At 63.3% G+C, this 18,772-nt stretch carries 19 protein-coding genes and 1 other RNA gene; 12 read left to right on the top strand and 8 right to left on the bottom strand.

Features of this window, described 5'->3' with window-relative positions:
• Positions 1 to 9: 9 nt before the first annotated feature.
• The 7 genes from C8348_RS01240 to tkt form a co-directional block, all read right to left on the bottom strand.
• Positions 10 to 1,254 (bottom strand): SEL1-like repeat protein, encoded by a 1,245-nt coding sequence (locus tag C8348_RS01240; protein ID WP_106751442.1) that lies wholly within the window; start codon positions 1,252 to 1,254, stop codon positions 10 to 12.
• Positions 1,254 to 1,895, bottom strand: a complete 642-nt coding sequence (locus C8348_RS01235; protein WP_106751441.1) for a thiamine phosphate synthase — start codon at positions 1,893 to 1,895, stop codon at positions 1,254 to 1,256. Before C8348_RS01235 ends, C8348_RS01240 begins: the two co-directional genes overlap by 1 nt.
• A gap of 487 nt (positions 1,896 to 2,382) precedes the next feature.
• Positions 2,383 to 3,450 (bottom strand): class II fructose-bisphosphate aldolase, encoded by a 1,068-nt coding sequence (fba, locus tag C8348_RS01230; RefSeq protein WP_106751440.1) that lies wholly within the window; start codon positions 3,448 to 3,450, stop codon positions 2,383 to 2,385.
• 509 nt (positions 3,451 to 3,959) lie between these two features.
• Positions 3,960 to 5,153: a phosphoglycerate kinase gene (locus C8348_RS01225; protein WP_106751439.1), complete on the bottom strand. Its 1,194-nt coding sequence runs from the start codon at positions 5,151 to 5,153 to the stop codon at positions 3,960 to 3,962.
• A gap of 23 nt (positions 5,154 to 5,176) precedes the next feature.
• Complete coding sequence (locus tag C8348_RS01220; RefSeq protein ID WP_106751438.1) at positions 5,177 to 5,800, bottom strand: LysE family transporter; 624 nt, start codon at positions 5,798 to 5,800, stop codon at positions 5,177 to 5,179.
• Positions 5,801 to 5,890: 90 nt separating this feature from the next.
• A complete protein-coding gene (gap, locus tag C8348_RS01215; RefSeq protein WP_106751437.1) occupies positions 5,891 to 6,901 on the bottom strand; it encodes a type I glyceraldehyde-3-phosphate dehydrogenase in 1,011 nt (336 codons plus the stop codon).
• Between the two features lie 156 nt (positions 6,902 to 7,057).
• On the bottom strand, positions 7,058 to 9,046 hold the full coding sequence (gene tkt, locus C8348_RS01210; protein ID WP_106751650.1) for a transketolase: 1,989 nt from the start codon (positions 9,044 to 9,046) through the stop codon (positions 7,058 to 7,060).
• A 291-nt stretch (positions 9,047 to 9,337) separates the two neighbouring features.
• On the opposite strand from tkt, the gene C8348_RS21860 reads away from it, so the two are divergent.
• From C8348_RS21860 to ybgC, 12 genes are all read left to right on the top strand, one after another.
• The gene (locus C8348_RS21860) at positions 9,338 to 9,565 is read left to right on the top strand and encodes a hypothetical protein (protein ID WP_157950348.1); all 228 of its coding nucleotides are present in this window, start codon (positions 9,338 to 9,340) and stop codon (positions 9,563 to 9,565) included.
• 59 nt (positions 9,566 to 9,624) lie between these two features.
• A complete protein-coding gene (locus C8348_RS01205) occupies positions 9,625 to 9,921 on the top strand; it encodes a DUF4164 domain-containing protein (protein WP_106751436.1) in 297 nt (98 codons plus the stop codon).
• Between the two features lie 9 nt (positions 9,922 to 9,930).
• Complete coding sequence (locus C8348_RS01200) at positions 9,931 to 10,302, top strand: cell division protein ZapA (protein WP_106751435.1); 372 nt, start codon at positions 9,931 to 9,933, stop codon at positions 10,300 to 10,302.
• A gap of 73 nt (positions 10,303 to 10,375) precedes the next feature.
• Positions 10,376 to 10,532: non-coding RNA, 6S RNA (ssrS, locus tag C8348_RS01195), on the top strand.
• 92 nt (positions 10,533 to 10,624) lie between these two features.
• The gene (locus tag C8348_RS01190) at positions 10,625 to 11,203 is read left to right on the top strand and encodes a 5-formyltetrahydrofolate cyclo-ligase (RefSeq protein WP_106751434.1); all 579 of its coding nucleotides are present in this window, start codon (positions 10,625 to 10,627) and stop codon (positions 11,201 to 11,203) included.
• Positions 11,200 to 12,024 carry a TIGR00282 family metallophosphoesterase gene (locus tag C8348_RS01185; RefSeq protein ID WP_106751433.1) on the top strand — a complete coding sequence of 275 codons (825 nt, stop codon included), beginning with the start codon at positions 11,200 to 11,202 and terminating at the stop codon, positions 12,022 to 12,024. Before C8348_RS01190 ends, C8348_RS01185 begins: the two co-directional genes overlap by 4 nt.
• A 124-nt stretch (positions 12,025 to 12,148) precedes the next feature.
• On the top strand, positions 12,149 to 12,895 hold the full coding sequence (locus tag C8348_RS01180; RefSeq protein WP_106751432.1) for a YebC/PmpR family DNA-binding transcriptional regulator: 747 nt from the start codon (positions 12,149 to 12,151) through the stop codon (positions 12,893 to 12,895).
• A 338-nt stretch (positions 12,896 to 13,233) separates the two neighbouring features.
• Entirely contained in the window at positions 13,234 to 13,773 is a 540-nt protein-coding gene (gene ruvC / locus C8348_RS01175) for a crossover junction endodeoxyribonuclease RuvC (RefSeq protein ID WP_106751431.1), read from the top strand.
• Positions 13,770 to 14,390 carry a Holliday junction branch migration protein RuvA gene (gene ruvA, locus C8348_RS01170; protein WP_106751430.1) on the top strand — a complete coding sequence of 207 codons (621 nt, stop codon included), beginning with the start codon at positions 13,770 to 13,772 and terminating at the stop codon, positions 14,388 to 14,390. The genes ruvC and ruvA overlap by 4 nt, the downstream gene beginning before the upstream one ends.
• A 46-nt stretch (positions 14,391 to 14,436) precedes the next feature.
• On the top strand, positions 14,437 to 15,483 hold the full coding sequence (gene ruvB / locus C8348_RS01165) for a Holliday junction branch migration DNA helicase RuvB (protein WP_106751429.1): 1,047 nt from the start codon (positions 14,437 to 14,439) through the stop codon (positions 15,481 to 15,483).
• A 183-nt stretch (positions 15,484 to 15,666) separates the two neighbouring features.
• Positions 15,667 to 17,781: a methyl-accepting chemotaxis protein gene (locus C8348_RS01160; protein WP_106751428.1), complete on the top strand. Its 2,115-nt coding sequence runs from the start codon at positions 15,667 to 15,669 to the stop codon at positions 17,779 to 17,781.
• Positions 17,782 to 17,889: 108 nt separating this feature from the next.
• Positions 17,890 to 18,351, top strand: coding sequence for a tol-pal system-associated acyl-CoA thioesterase (gene ybgC, locus C8348_RS01155; RefSeq protein ID WP_106751427.1), 462 nt, complete (start codon positions 17,890 to 17,892; stop codon positions 18,349 to 18,351).
• Between the two features lie 22 nt (positions 18,352 to 18,373).
• Here ybgC and C8348_RS22590 read toward each other — a convergent pair whose 3' ends face one another.
• Complete coding sequence (locus C8348_RS22590) at positions 18,374 to 18,529, bottom strand: excalibur calcium-binding domain-containing protein (RefSeq protein ID WP_425270801.1); 156 nt, start codon at positions 18,527 to 18,529, stop codon at positions 18,374 to 18,376.
• Between the last annotated feature and the right edge of the window lie 243 nt (positions 18,530 to 18,772).

Here is an 18,772-nt window from a genome sequence, read left to right as displayed (position 1 = left end):
GACGCCGGATCAGGGGGATGCAGCTGCCGGATCCTGCTGTTTCGGCAGCAGGGACGCGCTCAACGCCTCTGCCCGCTTCATGGCCTTGCCGACGGTTTCCTTGTCGAGCGATCCGACATAGCCGTCGAGTTGAAGATCCGAGAGGCCGACGGCCCGGGCCACATAGTGCCAAGCGGTGGCTTCCACTGGGTCGATTTCGCGTCCGCGGCCAAAGGCATAAATCCGCGCCAGCCGGTTCATGCCAACCGGATTGCCGGCAATGGCAGCGCGCTCGAACCAGTCGGCAGCTTCCTTCTCGTCCGGCTCGACGCCGCGCCCCTGGAAGCGCAGGATTCCGTAATAGACCTGCGCCGACAGATGCCCGCGCCGCGCGGCGCGGCCAAGCCAGTTCGCCCCCCGGATCGGATCGCGAACGGTCTCGTTGCCTTCGAGGAACTGCAGCCCGAGGGCGTATTGCGCCTCGACGTCCTCCAACTCGGCGGCCTGCTGCAGCAACCTGTTGGCTTCGGCCTCGTCATAGGGCCGGCCTTCACCGGACTGGAACAGGATGGCGAGATTGTACATGGCGGCGGGATTGCCGGCCTCAGCGGCTTTCTCGAACAGGTCAGCGGCTTTCTTCTTGTCCGCCGTCACGCCATCCCCGGTCAGATACATCTGGCCGAGCCGATAGGCGGCGCCCATGTCGCCGGCAATGGCCGCGAGCTGGTACCATTCGGCCGCCTTGGTCTTGTCCTGGGCAATGCCCAGACCGGTTTCATGCAGGACGCCGACGAGGGTCTGTGCTGCCTTGTCGCCTTCTTCTGCCAATGGCATGGCGACGGCAAGGGTGGTCAGATAGAGGCCACGCTGGAATACGCCATAGGCGAAATCGGCGGTCACCGGCTCGCCCGGTTCCATGAAAGGTGCTCCGGCGTCGAGCAGCATCGGCAGCGGCGCGATCGCTGGCACCGGATCGGCAGCAGCGCCCTCGGCCAGAGGCGGGCTGGTGGCCGCTCCCTGGACGGGAGTTGAACCGGCTTCAAGTGACGGGGCGACCGGCTCCGCTTGCTGGGGAGCGGAAGTTGCCGGGGCGTCCGGCGCAGGGTTTGGCCGGGGTGCTGCTGTTTGCGCAAGGGCGGGCAGGGCTGCAACGGCCAAAATGGTTGCTGCCAGCATATGCCGGATCGGCAACCGCCAGGCTTTCACGTAGCCGGACTGCAGCACGCTGCCAGTCAGTCGGACTGCCTTACCTGTCTTTGCAAACAGCACGGCCATCAGCTTTCCTCTTCGAAGGGATGCTGCTCGAGAATCAAATTGGCCGCGCGTACGGCTGCGGCAGGACCATCTGGATGGTGCCAGACAGCATCCTTGAGGGCAACGAAGTCCGCGCCGGTTGCCGCTGTCTCGTCGAGGGTTGCAATGTCGTTGCCGCCGAGCGCGACACAAGGGGTGGAGAACAGCTCCGCCCACCACTGCGCCCGCTCGAGGGTTTTTGCATGGGCTCCAGGTTGTTCTTCCAGATCCAGGCGGCCCAGCATCAGATAGTCGACGCCGGCTTCGGCGATCTCCATTTCCTCATGCTTCAGCTTGGTGCCGCCGGCGCCGACGATCCGGGCCGGCTGCAGGCTTTCCAGCGCCAGCTTGATGTCCTCGAAGGTGGTGTCGACATGCGCGCCATCGGCGCCGGTGCGCCCGGCCACCTGGGTGTCGCGGTAGACGAGGGCGGCCGCGCCAGCCTTCTGGATCACCGGAACCAGCTTGGCTGCCGTCTCCTGCAGGTCACGGCTGTTGGCGTCCGGCTGGTAGATGAGCACGCAGGCGACATCACCGCCGCTGAGTGCGTCTTCAAGGCGCGGCAGGAACTCGGCGACGTCAAACTGCGGCGGAGTGATGAGATAAAGGCGAGGGCGGTTCACGGCGTCATCCGTCAGTTGGCACCCCTCATCGGGGCGCAGGGATCATACCTATGTCCCTAAAGACGGCAAAAGCGCGACGCAAGCACGGGTTCTGCGTTTGAACCGCTGGACGGGCGAAAAGCGTCTGTGAGGGTAAGTGTATGTCGAGTTTGTCTGCCCGGGTCGACGCACGGAAATGGAGTTGCTGGGCGGCGTGAAGCGCTGGCAGCCTCGCCGTTGTCACCCCGGGCGGCGCGTAGCGCAGACCCGGGGCCCACTCGTTCGCAGAGCGGAATTAATATTCACTGCGCTTCCAAACGACTAGAAAGTCAGATGGCTAGCATCATCACGGTGCTCCGCTCTTGGCTCTGGAAGCGAGTAGGCCCCGGCTCGCGCTGCGCTTGGCCGGGGTGACGCCGAACGGGACGCGAACGGCAATGCCCTCGAAAACGAAAAGGCCGGAGCACTGCCCCGGCCTTCATCACTGTCTGACCTTCGCGCTGACCGCTTACGCGATCTTGGCGTCGAGCGCGCCGCTCTTGTAGCGGGCGGCCATTTCCGAGAGGGTCAGGACCTTCTTGATCTTGGAGGCCTGGCCGGCGGTGTTGAAGGCTTCGAGACGCAGCTTGCACAGCTTGGTCATGGCGTCGCGGGCCGGCTTCAGATACTTGCGCGGATCGAACTCGCCCGGATTTTCGGCCAGGATCTTGCGGATCTGGCCGGTCATCGCCATGCGGTTGTCTGTGTCGATGTTGATCTTGCGCACACCGTTCTTGATGCCGCGCTGGATTTCCTCGATCGGCACACCCCAGGTCTGGGGCATCTTGCCGCCGTACTGGTTGATGATGTCCTGCAGGTCCTGCGGCACCGAGGACGAGCCGTGCATGACCAGGTGGGTTTCCGGCAGGCGGCGGTGGATTTCCTCAATCACATGCATGGCAAGGATCGCGCCATCCGGCTTGCGAGTGAACTTGTAGGCGCCGTGGCTTGTGCCCATGGCGATGGCCAGCGCGTCAACGCGGGTCTCGCGCACGAACTTCACTGCCTCTTCCGGATCGGTCAGGAGCTGGTCGTGGCTGAGCTGGCCTTCGGCGCCATGGCCGTCTTCGGCTTCGCCCATGCCGCTTTCCAGGCTGCCAAGCACGCCCAGTTCGCCCTCGACGGAGATGCCGCCCAGATGCGCCATGTCGGTGACGGTCTTGGTCACGCCGACATTGTAGGTCCAGTCGGCCGGGGTCTTGCCGTCGGCCTTCAGCGAGCCGTCCATCATCACCGAGGTGAAGCCGGCCTGGATCGCGGTCATGCAGGTCGCCGGCTCGTTGCCGTGGTCCAGATGCACGCAGACCGGGATGTGCGGGTAGATTTCCGTGACCGCGTCCATCATGTGCTTCAGCATCACGTCATGGGCGTAGGAGCGGGCCCCGCGCGAAGCCTGGATGATCACCGGCGCGTCAAGGGCATCAGCCGCTTCCATGATCGAAAGCGCCTGTTCCATATTGTTGATGTTGAAGGCCGGTACACCATAGTCATGCTCTGCAGCATGATCGAGCAGCTGGCGAAGCGTAATACGTGCCATGATTAACTCCCGTCGTCCGGCGACTGATGGTGTCTGCAGTAAGCCTGCCCACCATCCTGATGTCGCTCTGCGTCAAAGCCCTGCGTGGTTCTAACAAAACACTCCGGATTTGGAAGATGGCCCCCGGAGACATAAATCAATTAAAATGCTGAAACTTGAGCGATTTTTGGCAACAGATTTAATTTGATGTTTGAAATATATGGGCTCGCCAAGGCGAAAAAGTGACGCGCTTCGGCTCATCTGGGAGGCGGCTGATCGCCCCGCCGGTGTCACCCCGGGCGAGCAACGCGAGACCCGGGGCCTACTCGTTCGCAGAGCGGTGGTTCACGCGTGGGATCAGGGCGTCAACATGAGCGTTCCTGTCCATCGTGTTGTCAAAAGGCTCTGGAAGCGAGTAGGCCCCGGCTCGCGCTACGCTTGGCCGGGGTGACTCTGAACAAGGGATGGGCAACATCGAAGTCCCCCCAAAAAAGAGGCGGCCCGATGGACCGCCTCTCCAAAGTTCCCGCTCAGGCGCCGAGTGCCTTGACGCCCGGCAGGTCCTTGCCTTCCAGCCACTCGAGGAAGGCGCCGCCTGCCGTCGAGACATAGGAGAAATCGCCTGCTGCCCCGGCGTGGTTCAGCGCTGCGACCGTGTCGCCGCCACCGGCGACGGACAGCAGCTTGCCGTCCTTGGTGCGGGCGGCCGCGTGCTGGGCGGCGGCAACCGTGGCGCGGTCGAAGGGCTCGATCTCGAACGCACCGAGCGGGCCGTTCCAGACCAGCGTGGCAGCGCCGTCGATCTTGGTCTTGACCGTCTCGATCGAGGCAGCACCCACGTCCAGCATCATTGCATCCGCCGGGATCGCGTTGAGGCCGACGGTCTCGTTGGCAGCGCCTGCCTTGAACTCCCGGGCAACGACCGCATCCACCGGCAGAACGATCTCGCAGCCGGCCTTTTCGGCAGCGGCCATGATCTTGCGCGCGGTCTCGGCAAGATCATGCTCGCACAAAGATTTGCCGACGTTGACGCCCTTGGCGGCGAGGAACGTGTTGGCCATGCCACCGCCGATGACGAGCAGGTCAACCTTGCCGACGAGGTTTTCGAGAAGGTCGATCTTGGAAGACACCTTCGCGCCGCCGACAACCGCCAGAACCGGACGCTTCGGCTGGCCGAGCGCAGCGCTGAGGGCCGTCAGTTCTGCCTGCATGGAGCGGCCGGCGAAGGCCGGAAGCAGATGGGCCAAACCTTCGGTCGAGGCATGGGCGCGGTGGGCAGCGGAGAAGGCGTCGTTGACGTAGGCGTCACCGTTTTCGGCCAGCGCCTTGGCGAAGTCCGCGCCGTTCTTTTCCTCCGCCTTGTGGAAGCGGGTGTTTTCCAGCAGCAGGATGTCGCCGTTGGCCAGCTTTGCAATGGCGTCAGCAGCAGCGGCGCCGATGCAATCGCTGGCGAAGGCGACCGGACGGCCTACGACGGCGGCAACAGCGGGGGCAACCGGCGCAAGGCTCATGTCGGCCACGACTTCGCCGTTCGGACGGCCGAAATGGGCGAGCAGGATCACCTTGGCGCCCATGGCCGACAGGTCACGGATCGTCGGAGCAACGGCGCGGATGCGGGTGTCGTCGGTGATCTTGCCGTCCTTCATCGGGACGTTGAGGTCAACACGGACGAGAACGCGCTTGCCGGCGGCATCCTTGATGTCGTCGATGGTCTTGAAAGACATGGAAAACTCCTGTTGCGGGGCCATCACGGCCGGGAGGAATTGGTGGAAACGGCAAGCCCGATGCCGAACAGCGTCAGGAGGACGCCGAAGGACCGCTCCATCCAGAGCTTCATGCTCAGGAAGCGGGCCCGGACCGGGGCAAGGGTGAAGAACAGGGTGACCAGCACGAACCAGGCGAACACGCCGCTCGCCATGATCACGCCGTAGCCGATCTGGGTCCAGAGCGGGGTCTCCGGCGAGGTCACCTGCAGGAAGACGCTCAAGGCGAACATGGTCGCCTTCGGGTTGGTCACGTTGGTGAGAAAGCCCCAGCGCAGCGCGGTCAGCGGCGCCATGCCGGCCTTCGCCCCGCTTGTCGGCACATCAGGCGAGGCGCCGCGATACATGCTGATGCCAAGGTAGACCAGATAGCCGGCGCCGATCAGTTTCAGCAGGTTGAACAACAGGATCGACTGGGACACCAGCAGGCCGATGCCGGCCAGCGCGTAGGTGACATGCACGCCAAGCGCCAGGCCGATGCCAAGCGCGGTCATGATGCCCGCCAGACGCCCGCCGATCAGCGCGTTGCGCAGCACCACGGCAAAGTCCTGGCCGGGAACGACAGCGACCACAATGGTCAGCGAAATCACCGCAAGAAGTTCAATCATCAAATGCCCCCGCATCGCGCAAAAAAGGCGGGTGCCGCAATCGGCACCCGCCCTCGCATCACGTGAGATCAGCCAGAACGGCCGTCATCCTCAGATCAGCTTGGCCAGCGCCACCGCCGTGTCGGACATGCGGTTGGAGAAGCCCCACTCGTTGTCGTACCAGCTCATGACGCGCACCAGGGTGCCATCCATGACCTTGGTCTGGTCCATGTGGAAGATGGACGAGTGGCTGTCATGGTTGAAGTCGATGGAGACCAGCGGCTCGTCGGTGAAGCCGAGGATGCCCTTGAGGCGGCCGTTGGCAGCATCACGGATGGCGCTGTTGATCTCTTCGACAGTGGTGGCGCGCTTGGCGATGAACTTGAAGTCCACGACCGAGACGTTCGGGGTGGGGACGCGCACGGACACGCCGTCGAGCTTGCCGTTCAGTTCCGGCAGCACGAGGCCGACGGCCTTGGCGGCACCGGTCGAGGTCGGGATCATCGACATCGCGGCAGCGCGGGCGCGGTACAGGTCCTTGTGCATGGTGTCCAGGGTCGGCTGGTCACCAGTGTAGGAGTGAATGGTGGTCATGAAGCCCTTCTCGATGCCGATGGCGGCATTGAGGACATAGGCGACAGGAGCCAGGCAGTTGGTGGTGCAGGAGGCGTTGGAGACCACCATGTCGGAAGCGGTCAGCGCGTCATGGTTGACACCGAACACGATGGTCTTGTCAGCGCCGTTGGACGGAGCGGAGACCAGCACGCGCTTGGCACCGGCGGCCAGGTGCGCCTCGGCCTTCGGCTTGTCGGTGAAGATGCCGGTGCATTCCATGGCGACATCAACGCCAAGGGCTGCGTGCGGCAGGTCCTTGGGATCACGGGTCGCGGTCACCTTGATCGGGTTGCCGCCGTTGATGCGGATACTGTCGCCTTCGACCGTGACGGTCGCCGGGAACTTGCCATGGACCGAGTCATAGCGCAGCAGATGCGCGTTGGTCTCAACCGGGCCCAGGTCATTGATGTGCACGACTTCAATGTCGGTGCGGCCGGACTCGGCGATCGCGCGCAGCACGTTGCGGCCGATGCGGCCAAAGCCATTGATAGAAACCTTCGTCACCATGAGACACTCCCGAGCAAGCATGGCGCCATTCTGTCAGGCGCGCAGTTACCGGTCCCGCGACCGGGCCGGCAGTCCGAGGGATGGAGGGCTCCACCCCGCATGAGGGACGTGCCCACGCAGGGCGGGCACGTCAGTCAACTTGTGATGCCGTCAGCCTCAGCCGGCCAGACCCGCCTTTGCCGCAGCCGTCACAGCGTCCGCCGTGATGCCGAAGTGGGCGTAGAGTTCCTTGTAGGGACCTGAGGCACCGAAGCCGGTCATGCCGACGAACACGCCGTCATTGCCGATAAAGCGGTCCCAGCCCATGCGGATACCGGCTTCAACCGCGATCTTGACCTTGGACGTGCCGATGACGGCCGCCTGGTAGTCGGTCGACTGCAGCTCGAACAGCTCGAAGCACGGCACGGAGACGACACGGGCGGAAACGCCTTCGGCTTCCAGCTTGGCGCGGGCGTCCATGGCAATCTCGACTTCCGAGCCGGAAGCGAAGATCGTCACGTCTGCGGTCTCTTCCGTGTCGGCCAGAACATAGGCGCCACGGGCGCAGAGGTTCTCTTCCTCGAAGGTCTTGCGCTGCGCAACCAGACCCTGACGGGTCAGGGCGAGCACCGACGGCGTCTTCTTTGCGCCAAGGGCCAGCTGCCAGCACTCCAGCGTCTCGGTCACATCGGCCGGACGGAAGAAGTTCAGGTTCGGGATGGCGCGCAGCGAGGCATAGTGCTCGACCGGCTGATGGGTCGGGCCGTCTTCACCGAGGCCGATGGAATCGTGGGTCATCACGTGGATGACGCGCTGTTCCATCAGGGCGGCGAGGCGCAGCGACGGACGGCAGTAGTCGGCGAACACGAGGAACGTGCCGGAGTAGGGGATCATGCCGCCATGCAGCGCCATGCCGTTCATCGCGGCGGCCATGCCGTGCTCGCGGATGCCCCAGTGAATGTAACGGCCGGAGAAGTCGTCCGGAGTGACCGGCTTGGTCTGGGCCGTCTTGGTGTTGTTCGAACCGGTCAGGTCGGCGGAGCCGCCGATGGTCTCCGGAACCACCTCGTTGATGACGGTCAGCACGTTTTCAGACGCCTGGCGGGTGGCGAGCGTCGGGCGCTCGTCGGCCAGTTTCTGCTTGTAGGCCATCAGCGCCGGCTTCAGCGCAGCCGGAAGGTCACCGCGGTTGCGGCGCTCGAACTCGGCACGGGTCTCTGCGTCAGCGGCGGCAAAGCGCTTTTCCCAGTCCTTGTGGGCGTGGGCGGAGCGCAGGCCGGCAATGCGCCAGGCGTCCAGCACGTCGCTCGGGATCTCGAACGGCTCGTGCGACCAGTTCAGGGCCTTGCGGGTGGCCGCGATCTCGTCGGCGCCAAGCGGCGAGCCGTGCACCTTGGCGGTGCCGGCCTTGGTCGGCGAGCCGAAGCCGATCACGGTCTTGGCGGCGATCAGGGTCGGGCGGTCGCTGTCCTGTGCCTTGCGGAAAGCGGCGGCGAGGGCAACCGGATCATGGCCGTCAACGCGGATCGTGTTCCACTGCGAGGCCTCGAAGCGGGCAACTTGGTCGGTGGAATCGGTCACATCGATCTTGCCGTCGATGGAGATACCGTTGTCGTCCCAGATCACGATCAGCTTGTTCAGCTTGAGGTGGCCGGCCAGCGTCAGGGCTTCCTGGCTGATGCCTTCCATCAGGCAGCCGTCACCGGCCAGAACGTAGGTGTAGTGGTCGACAAGTGCTTCGCCGAAGCGGGCAGCCTGCAGCTTCTCGGCAATGGCCATGCCGACGGCGTTGGCGAGACCTTGGCCGAGCGGACCGGTGGTCGTCTCGATGCCGGCGCCGTGGCCGAATTCCGGGTGACCTGCGGTGCGGGCCCCGATCTGGCGGAATTTCTTGATCTGGTCGAGCGGGAAATCCTCATAACCGAGCAGGTACAGCGTGGCATAGAGGAGCATCGAGCCATGGCCGGCAGACAGCACAAACCGGTCACGGTCGGCCCAGTGCGGCGCGGTCGGGTCAAACTTCAGGACTTGCGTGAAAAGCACCGTCGCAATGTCCGCCGCGCCCATCGGCAGGCCGGGGTGACCGGACTTGGCCTTTTCCACCGCGTCCATGGCCAGGAAACGGATCGCATTGGCCATCCGGTGGTGCTTTTCGAGATCGGTCATGTTCATCCCGTTGCTTAGGAAGCGGCGTGCGACGCCGGCTTGAGAGGTTCGCGTCCTTCCGGCCATCGCGCGCGACTCACAGCCCTGCAGCCATGAGCCGGTCCGGGAGGACGGAGCACGCCTGGCGGCCTGACTTGTCCGGGCAGCCTTGGGAGGCCGGTTTAGGGAGCCCGACAAATAACAGGAACCTTGTTCGTGTCAACAAAGGCGAACAAAACCCTAACGCATGGGTAAGCACAGGGGAGAACCCCAAAAACCCCGTGAATGCGCCATTGACGGCGGATTCGCGCCTTGCGTAAAGTTACGAGTGCGGCGGCAAGCGATTTCAAAAGCGTTAAGTTCGTTCATGACCTTATTGCGGTGCGCTCGCAGTTTGCTTTAGTTTTTGCGCGCTTGGTGGCAATCCGTGCTTTCGCCGGATATGTCTCGGGTGTGGAGCTGCATTTCGTCTCTCGAACGGTCGATGTAGGTGGAGATCGTTTGCGCGACATGGGCGCTGCCTTCAATCGAAGGCCGTGACAACGGGCGTTGCGCAGCCGGGCCCTCTCCCGACTGGCTGTGAAGGTGGATCAAAGCGGATGGCGGATTACGGCTCGGGGCAGAGCCATTCACTGGAAGCGGCCTTGGCGCGCCTGACGACGGCTCTGGGACACCTGGAGACGGCGGTTGGTCGTCGGCTCGACAGTGATCGTTCGCTGAACGCCCTGCAGGAAGATCTGCAGCGGCTGGGGGAGGATCGCTCCGAACTCGCCGCCGCGCTTGATCGCGCCGAAGGCCGCGCCAACGGATTGGAAGAAGCCAACCGCGACGTGTCGCGTCGGCTCGTTTCTGCAATGGAATCGATCCGTTCCGTTCTTGAAGCACACGGAGGCTGAGCGGCAGGCATGGCGCAGATTTCAGTCACCATCAACGGCCGGGCCTTTCGAATGGCCTGCGACGACGGCGAGGAAGAGCGCCTGATCGGCCTTGCCGGGCGTTTCGACAGCTGCATCGAGGACCTGCGCCGCAGTTTCGGCGAGATTGGCGACCAGCGCCTGACCGTCATGGCCGGCATCATGGTGGTCGATGAACTTTCCGAGATGGAAAAGAAGATCCGCCATCTGGAGCAGGAACTGGCGAGCGCGCGCGAAGCCCGCATGCAGGCGCTGGAGCATCTCAACCGCAGCGAGGCCAGCGTGGTGGCGCGGATCGATGAGGCCGCCCGGCGGATCGAAAACCTTGCCGACGGCCTGACCCGCAGCCTGCGGGAAGAGTGACTTATCCAGATGCTTCACCGGCTTTGCAGCTGCCGGGCTGGTAATGGCGGCATCCTGGGTCTATATCTGATCAGCGTGGCTGCGCTTCTCGTCAGGAACCATATCCCCGGGGCCTTACGCATTCCTTAGGGAGCTGTACTTGTCCAGGCTCGTGGGCCTGGGCACACGGCGCCCACCTACTTAGTAGGTTTCCCGGGATTGCGACTTCCAACGGATGTTGTGGCTACGCACTTTCCATCGTCTTGCGTCATACCCTGTCGCTTTGCCGCCTGGAGGCAGCTTGGCTCCCGTTTCCACGTCCCAAACCCGGGCTGAAACCGAAATGGCCGAACGCAAGGCCGCCGTGCGCAAGCTTGCGCTGGACCGGCGCAGCGCCCTCGCCGTTGCCGATCGCATCGAGGCCTCTCTGGCACTCTGCGACACGGTGGATGCGCTCCAGCTTCAGCCCGGCGCGATTGTTGCCGGCTTCTGGCCCATCCGTGACGAGATCGATCCGCGCCCGCTGATGCATGCGCTCGGCCAGCGCAGTCACGCGCTCTGCCTGCCGGTCGTCGTCGGCCCGCGCCTTGTCTTCCGCCGGCTCGACCGGGAGACGACGCTGGTCAAGGCCGGTTTCGGCACCATCGTACCGGACGAGGCTTCGCCCGAACTGCGCCCGGATGTGCTGCTGATGCCCCTGTCGGCCTATGACGCCAATGGCTGGCGTCTTGGTTATGGCCGCGGCTTCTATGACACGGCGATCGCTGATTTCGAGGCTGCAGGCCACGCCGTGCGCAGGATCGGACTTGCGTTTTCCGCGCAGGAGGTGGATCACGTGCCGACTGAACCGCATGACCAGAAGCTTGAGGCGATCCTGACGGAGCGTGGCCTCACCTGGTTCAACGAGCGCGAGGGCGCATGAGACTGCTTTTCCTGGGGGATCTGGTTGGCCGCGCCGGACGCAATGCGGTCATTGATGCCCTGCCGGGCCTGGTGTCGGACCACCATCTCGATTTCGTCATCGTCAATGGCGAGAACTCCGCTTCCGGCTTTGGCATTACCGAGGAAATCCTGCAGGATGTGCTGGATGCCGGGGCTGACGTTGTCACCACCGGCAACCACATCTGGGACCAGCGCGAAACCCTCGTCTACATCGAGCGCCAGCCGCGCCTGCTGCGCCCGGTCAACTATCCCGCCGGCACGCCCGGCCGGGGCGTCAACCTCTTCAACGCCCGCAATGGTGCCCGTGTTGCCGTCGTCAATGTGATGGGCCGGGTGTACATGGATGCGCTCGACGATCCCTTCGCCGGCGTCGAGAAGGCCATCGCCGACTGCCCGCTCGGCCTTGTCGCCGATGCCATCGTCATCGACATGCATGCGGAAGCCACCAGCGAAAAGCAGGCGATGGGTCATTTCCTTGACGGTCGTGTCAGCCTTGTTGTCGGCACGCACACCCATGTTCCGACGGCCGATCATCAGATCCTGCCCGGCGGCACCGCCTATCTGTCCGACGCCGGCATGTGCGGCGACTATGACAGCGTGCTCGGCATGGAAAAGGATGAGCCGCTGAACCGGTTCCTGCGCAAGGTGCCAGGTGCCCGCTTCACGCCGGCCCTGGGCGAGGCGACGATCTGCGGTGTTGCCGTGGAGACGGACGACCGCACGGGGCTTGCCACTGCCATTTCGCCCCTGCGCATCGGCGGACGTCTGGATCCGGTGTTCCCTTCGTTCTGGCTGTCCTGACCGACGGCGGACCACCGCCCCTGTGCTCTGCGGGCGTGGGTGGGGTGGCTGGATTTTCTTGCGCGGTTTCCCTATAAGCTGCGCATTCTCCATATGTGAGCCAAGCACAACTGCCGGGAAGATCATGGCCGGACATTCACAGTTCAAGAACATCATGCATCGCAAGGGCCGCCAGGATGCGGTCCGGTCGAAGCTGTTTTCAAAGCTTTCCAAGGAAATCACCGTTGCCGCCAAGCATGGTGATCCCGATCCGGCTGCCAACCCGCGCCTGCGTCTGGCCATCCAGAACGCCAAGGCCCAGTCGATGCCCAAGGACAACATCCAGCGGGCCATCAACAAGTCGCAGGGCGGTGATGCCGAATCGTATGACGAAATCCGCTACGAGGGCTATGGCCCCGGAGGCGTTGCCATCATCGTCGAGGCGATGACGGACAACCGCAACCGCACCGCCCCGAACGTGCGCTCCTATTTCGCCAAGTGCGGCGGAGCGATGGGCGAAACCGGTTCGGTGTCGTTCATGTTCGACAAGGTCGGCGAGATCATCTACCCGGCCAAGGCCGGTGCTGCGGATGCCGTGCTGGAAGCGGCCATCGAGGCCGGAGCGGAAGACGTTCAGTCGGACGCCGAAAACCACACCATCATCTGCGCTTTCGAGGATCTGGGCGATGTGTCCAAGGCGCTCGAAGCGACGCTGGGCGAGCCTGAGTCCGTCAAGATCATCTGGAAGCCGCAGAACCTCATCCCGGTCGATGCCGAGAAGGCCCAGACCCTGATGAAGCTCGTTGGTCTCCTCGAAGATGACGACGACGTCCAGAACGTCTACGCCAACTTCGACATCGACGAAGAGACCATGGCCAGCCTCGCCGGCTGACGGCCTTTTCATGCTTGTCCGACCCCGGCCGTCTGCCGGGGTTGGACTGGTGCTATACCTAGCCCCACCCACGTCATCCCGGCCAAGCGCAGCGTTGAGCCGGGACCGGAGGGTCGAGGTGCCGATGTTTGAATGAGTCAACGTCGCAGACGCTTTGGCTCTCCGGTCCCGGATCTCCGCTTCGCTGCGTCCGGGATGACCAAGGAGAGCCAGGTAGCACTCCTACCCTGGCCACGTGCCGGTCTCCGCAGCGCCAATCCTCGAAAAACAAGCCGTCTTCCTCCCCTCTGACCGTCTGTGCTGGCGTCGGGGCGCGAGTTTTGTTACCGCTTTGTTCTATGATACATCCGATTCGAATCCTCGGGATTGATCCCGGTCTGCGCCGCACCGGCTGGGGTCTCATTGAGGCGCTGGGCAACAAGCTCACCTTCGTGGCGGCCGGAACCGTGACCTCCAGCGAGAAGAACGATCTGGCCGAGCGGCTGGTTCAGCTTCACAACGGCCTGCAGCAGGTGATCCATGCCCAGTCACCGCATGAGGCCGCCGTCGAGCTGACCTTCGTCAACAAGGATGCCGGCGCGACGCTGAAACTTGGTCAGGCGCGCGGCATCGCGCTGCTGGTGCCCTCGCTGCATGGGCTCGCCGTTTCGGAATACGCGCCGAACCTTGTGAAGAAGACCGTGGTCGGCACCGGCCACGCGGAAAAGGACCAGATCCGTCACATGGTGAAGATCCTGCTTCCCAAGGCGAGGTTCGACAGCGACGATGCGGCGGATGCGCTGGCGATTGCCGTCTGTCACGCCCATCACCGGGGAGCCGCCAGCATGGAATCGAAAGTGGCGGCAAAGATCGCCGCAGCCACGAGAGGTGCAGCATGATCGGCAAGCTCAAGGGCACCATCGACAGTTTCGGCGAGGACCACCTGATCCTCGATGTCCATGGCGTTGGCTATCAGGTCTTCTGCCCCTCGCGCGTGCTGCAGCAGTTGCCGCGCGCGGGCGAGGCGGCCGTGCTGTTCATCGAGACCATCGTTCGCGAGGACATGATCCGTCTCTACGGCTTTGCCTCAGAGGCCGAGCGGGAATGGTTCCGGCTTCTCATGACCGTGCAGGGCGTCGGTGCAAAAGTTGCCCTGGCCGTCCTCGGCGTGATGAAGGCGAGCGATGTGGCGACGGCAATTGCGCTCGGCGACAAGACCGCGCTGTCCCGCGCGCCGGGCGTTGGCAAGCGTGTTGCCGAGCGTCTCGTCATCGAGCTGAAGGACAAGGCGCCGGGATATTCGGCGCTGGACGCTGATACGCTGGCCGTCGCCCAGACGGTCAGCGAGAATGTTGCCGCCCGTCCGGTGGCCGAGGCGGTATCGGCGCTGAGCAATCTGGGCTATGCCCCGGCGCAGGCGAGCGCGGCGGTGGCCAAGGCCGTGAAATCGGCCGGGGAGGGGGCAACAACGGAAACCCTCATCCGCCTTGGCCTCAAGGAACTGGCGGTCCAGTAACCGGTTTGCCAGCGGCGCGCTGCCGCGGCGTGGAGAGTGAAGGCGTATGGACGACAGCGAACGGCTGGTCAGCCCGCAGATCCGGGGCGACGAGATCGACACCACCATGCGGCCGCAGTCGCTGGACGAGTTTGTCGGCCAGGCGCAGGCGCGCGCCAACCTCAAGGTGTTCATCGGCGCGGCCAAGGCGCGTGGCGAGGCGCTGGACCATGTGCTGTTTGTCGGTCCTCCGGGTCTTGGCAAGACGACATTGGCGCAGATCATGGCGCGCGAGCTTGGCGTCAACTTCCGTGCGACGTCTGGTCCCGTCATCGCCAAGGCTGGCGATCTTGCCGCACTCCTGACCAATCTTGAAGAACGCGACGTGCTGTTCATCGATGAGATCCATCGCCTCAGCCCGGCGGTGGAGGAAGTGCTCTATCCGGCGATGGAGGATTTCCAGCTGGATCTCATCATCGGTGAAGGCCCGGCCGCCCGCTCGGTGAAGATCGACCTTGCCAAGTTCACGCTCGTCGCCGCCACGACGCGTCTCGGCTTGCTGACCACGCCGCTGCGGGATCGCTTCGGCATTCCGGTCCGGCTGGAGTTCTACACGGTCGAGGAACTGGAGCACATCGTCAACCGAGGTGCCCGCCTGCTGGGCATCGGCATGGCACCGGACGGCGCCCGCGAGATTGCCATGCGCGCGCGCGGCACACCGCGTATTGCCGGCCGTCTGCTGCGCCGGGTGCGCGACTTTACCGTCTATGCCGGCATGGAAACGGTCGACCGCGCCATGGCCGACCGGGCTCTTTCGCAGCTCGAAGTGGACAGTGCCGGTCTCGACAGTCTGGACCGCCGATACCTCACCCAGATCGCCGTCAACTTCGGTGGCGGCCCCGTCGGGATCGAGACAATTGCGGCCGCTCTCTCTGAGCCGCGCGATGCGATTGAGGAGATCGTGGAACCGTATCTGATCCAGAATGGATTCATACAACGTACACCACGTGGACGAATTTTGACGCCGCAGTCCTTCCGGCATCTTGGATTGGCTGTTCCGCCGCGCCCGGATGCGCCGCAACTTGGTCTTTTTTCAGAGGAACCCGAAGCCTGACCCAGTAACGTCAAGTTACGGGGAATGCTTGGATTTTAGGCATGTTCTTGCCGGTCGATGCAATTAATCCAGACTAACTGTTTCTGGAACTAGTGAGAATTCCGGATACTGCTGCTTCGAGTTAAGGTTTTTTTTGTGACTTTCCGCCACCGTCTAACAAAACCGGAGGGCGGGAACGCTGCTATGATCCTAAATCGCTTGTCTAACAAGATGGCTCTGATGTTCTTCATCGGCGCCTCTATCATGTGCGCAGCCACTGTGCTGGTCACCTCGCAACTCGCTGGCCGTGTCGCTGATGAACAGGCCGCGCGCGCCCTGAACAGTGCAACACTGGGCAAAAGCCAGACACTCGCTCTGGCTCTGGCCCAGCGGCAGGACAGTGCCCGCTTCTTCGCGTCGGTTTCCGACGCCAAGGACGCAATGATGAAGATGACGGCTGGCTGGAAGGTTCTGAAAGAGAACCACACGGAACAGCTGCGCAAGATTTTCGTGGACGACAACCCGCACTCCGCCGGCGAGCGCCACAAGCTGATCGAGCCGCAGGTCTCCAACTTCTACGCCAACAACCACAAGCCAATTCATCAGTCGATGAGCAACCTGATCGGTCAGGGCCTGTTCAGTGACCTGATGCTTGTCGATGTTGATGGCAACGTGATCTACAGCTACCAGAAGGGTGAAGAGTTTGCGCGCAACCTGAGCGCTCCCGAACTCAGCGAATCTGCGCTCAAGGCTGCAGTCGCGCCGCTTCTCGCCTCGTCCGACCGGACTGCGACCAGCATGCCTGCGATCACGACATCCGGCTTCCGCGTTAGCCCCGAGGGCAACGTGGAACTGCTGTTCGCTACGCCGGTGTTCTCGCATGACCGGTTCTTCGGCATCATCGGCTTCCAGATCGCGATGGACAAGCTGATCCCGCTGATCGTCAAGGAAAGCGGTGTTGGCCGGACGGAACATGCGCTGCTGGTCGATCCGAAGGGAACTGCGGCGATCTTTGATGCCGGCGATGTACGGGGCACAGCTGCTCCGCTGGCCCAGATCGCTACAGGATCCAATACGGTTGACATCACTGGCACGTCCTATCAGTACTCGACAGAGACCGGCGACCTGATGGGCACCAGCTATGCGGTTGGGTCTGCTGTCTCTGTGTCTGAACTTGCAGAAGCTGCCCGCGAGATCACTTTGGGTGCGATCATCACCGGCGTTCTCGCCCTGTTGCCGATTGTCGCGGTGATCTGGTTCCTGACCGCCCGCATGTTTGCCCCGTTGCAGGCACTGGCAGGCGGCGCCCGCAAGATTGCCGATGGCGATCTCACGGTCGTGGTCAATGCGCTCGATCGCAAGGATGAGATCGGCGAAATGGCTCGCTGCGTCGAGGTGTTCAAGGACAATTCCATTGAGCGTGAGCGCCTTGCTGAAGAACGCCGCGCCGGTCATATCGCCCGTGAACAGCGCGAGCAGTCGATTGACGCCATGATCAATGCCTTCCGCCACGAAGCACAGACGGTGCTGAGTGCGGTGGAGGAAAACCTCGTACATGTCGAGGAACTCTCGAGCGTGCTGAATTCACGGGCTGCCGAAGCGGCGCAGCGTGGGTCGCAGGCCGTGATGGACTCCGAGAATGCGTCTGGCAACGTGCAGGCCGTCGCCTCTGCCACGGAAGAGCTGAACGCATCGATCTCTGAAATCGCGCGTCAGGTCGCCACCACGGCGGAAGTCGTCGGTCGGACCACTGCCAACGCCCAGTCGTCCAACGTCAAGATTGCCGGCCTTGCCCAGGCCGCAAACAAGATCGGTGAGGTGGTCGACCTCATCCGGGCGATTGCCGAGCAGACCAACCTGCTGGCGCTCAACGCCACCATCGAGGCAGCTCGCGCCGGTGAAGCCGGCCGTGGCTTTGCGGTCGTTGCCGCCGAAGTGAAGGAACTGGCCAACCAGACGTCGAAGGCGACCGAGGAAATCTCGGCCCAGATCGCCGCGATCCAGGCCTCGACCTCCGATGCCGTGGACGAGATCGGCGAAGTGTCCCAGTCGATGGAAGAAGTAAACAGCTACACCGCCTCGATCGCAGGCGCCGTGCGCGAGCAGGGTGCGGCAACCGGCGAGATCTCGCGGAACGTGTCCGAGGCAGCACGGGGCACGATGGCTGTGACCGGCGCGATTGCGACCCTCAACTCTGACATCACCGACAATTCGACAGCTGCCGAGACCATGCGCGAGGCGACCATTTCCATGAAGCGCCAGGCTGATACCCTGCGCCAATCGGTCGAACGCTTCCTGGCACAGGTTGCCGCAGCCTGATCAGGGCTAGCCTTGCCGTCAACGAACTTTGAGACCCCGCTTCGGCGGGGTCTTGCATGTCGGGCACCTTGCGCCTAAGGCAGGGGCACCGAGCCGGAGAGGGCTGACATGCCGCAGGACTGGACTGATCTTTCAGGTCGTCTCATTTCGGGGAGCCATGTGCTTCCCGTTCGCGTCTATTACGAGGACACGGATTTCACCGGCCTTGTCTATCACGGCTCCTACGTTCGCTTCTTCGAACGCGGCCGTTCGGACTTCCTGCGTCATTGCGGGATCCATCATGCCGAGCTTGCCGACGGGGCGCATGGTCCATCCATTGCTTTTGCTGTTCGGCAATTGAACGTCAGCTACCTGCGTCCGGCACGGATTGACGATGTTCTCGAAATTGTGACCACTCTGGTCGAGGCGCGCGGTGCGCGGATTGTGCTGCGCCAGCAAGCCCTGCGGGAAGGCGAAGTCCTTGCCGGGGCTGACGTGACCGTTGCCGTTATCACAGCGGATGGCCGGCCTGTCCGGTTGCCGCCGGCGCTGGCAGCGCGGCTTGCTGCGATGGGTCATCCGGCAGTCTAAGGCAGTCAGGGGCAGAGAGATGTCAGCAGGGGCCGCTTTCGCAAGGGTGCCCATCCTTGTCTCTGTCCAGCTTGCCGCCCCAGGGGCAGTTCTGAAGATACCACCGGGCCTCCTCGCAAGTGGCAATAACCTTGCAGGTGCGCGCTGGCGTACAGGAATAGTTCTGCGCCAGGCGCATTGCGGGTGCGTCTGAAACGGCCATCGCTTCTTGCTGCGTTTCCGCGTTGACGGATGCCTCTACAGCAAAAGCCGGCACTGGAATAAAGCAGGCGAAGAGAAAAACTGTCACTAATCTCATGACTTGATCGATCTTTATTTTTGCTTTCAGAGACTTTGTCGTGCGGAAACCGGCTTTGTCAATCCGGTGATGTGGTTGATTGTTCGCGGAAAATTCACGCGATTAACATCGTGGTAACCATAA

It is taken from the genome of Pannonibacter carbonis, from assembly GCF_003012935.1.
Lineage (GTDB): Bacteria > Pseudomonadota > Alphaproteobacteria > Rhizobiales > Stappiaceae > Pannonibacter > Pannonibacter carbonis.
Note: the sequence above shows the minus strand (reverse complement) of the source record. Positions and strands in the feature narration are given on the sequence as shown.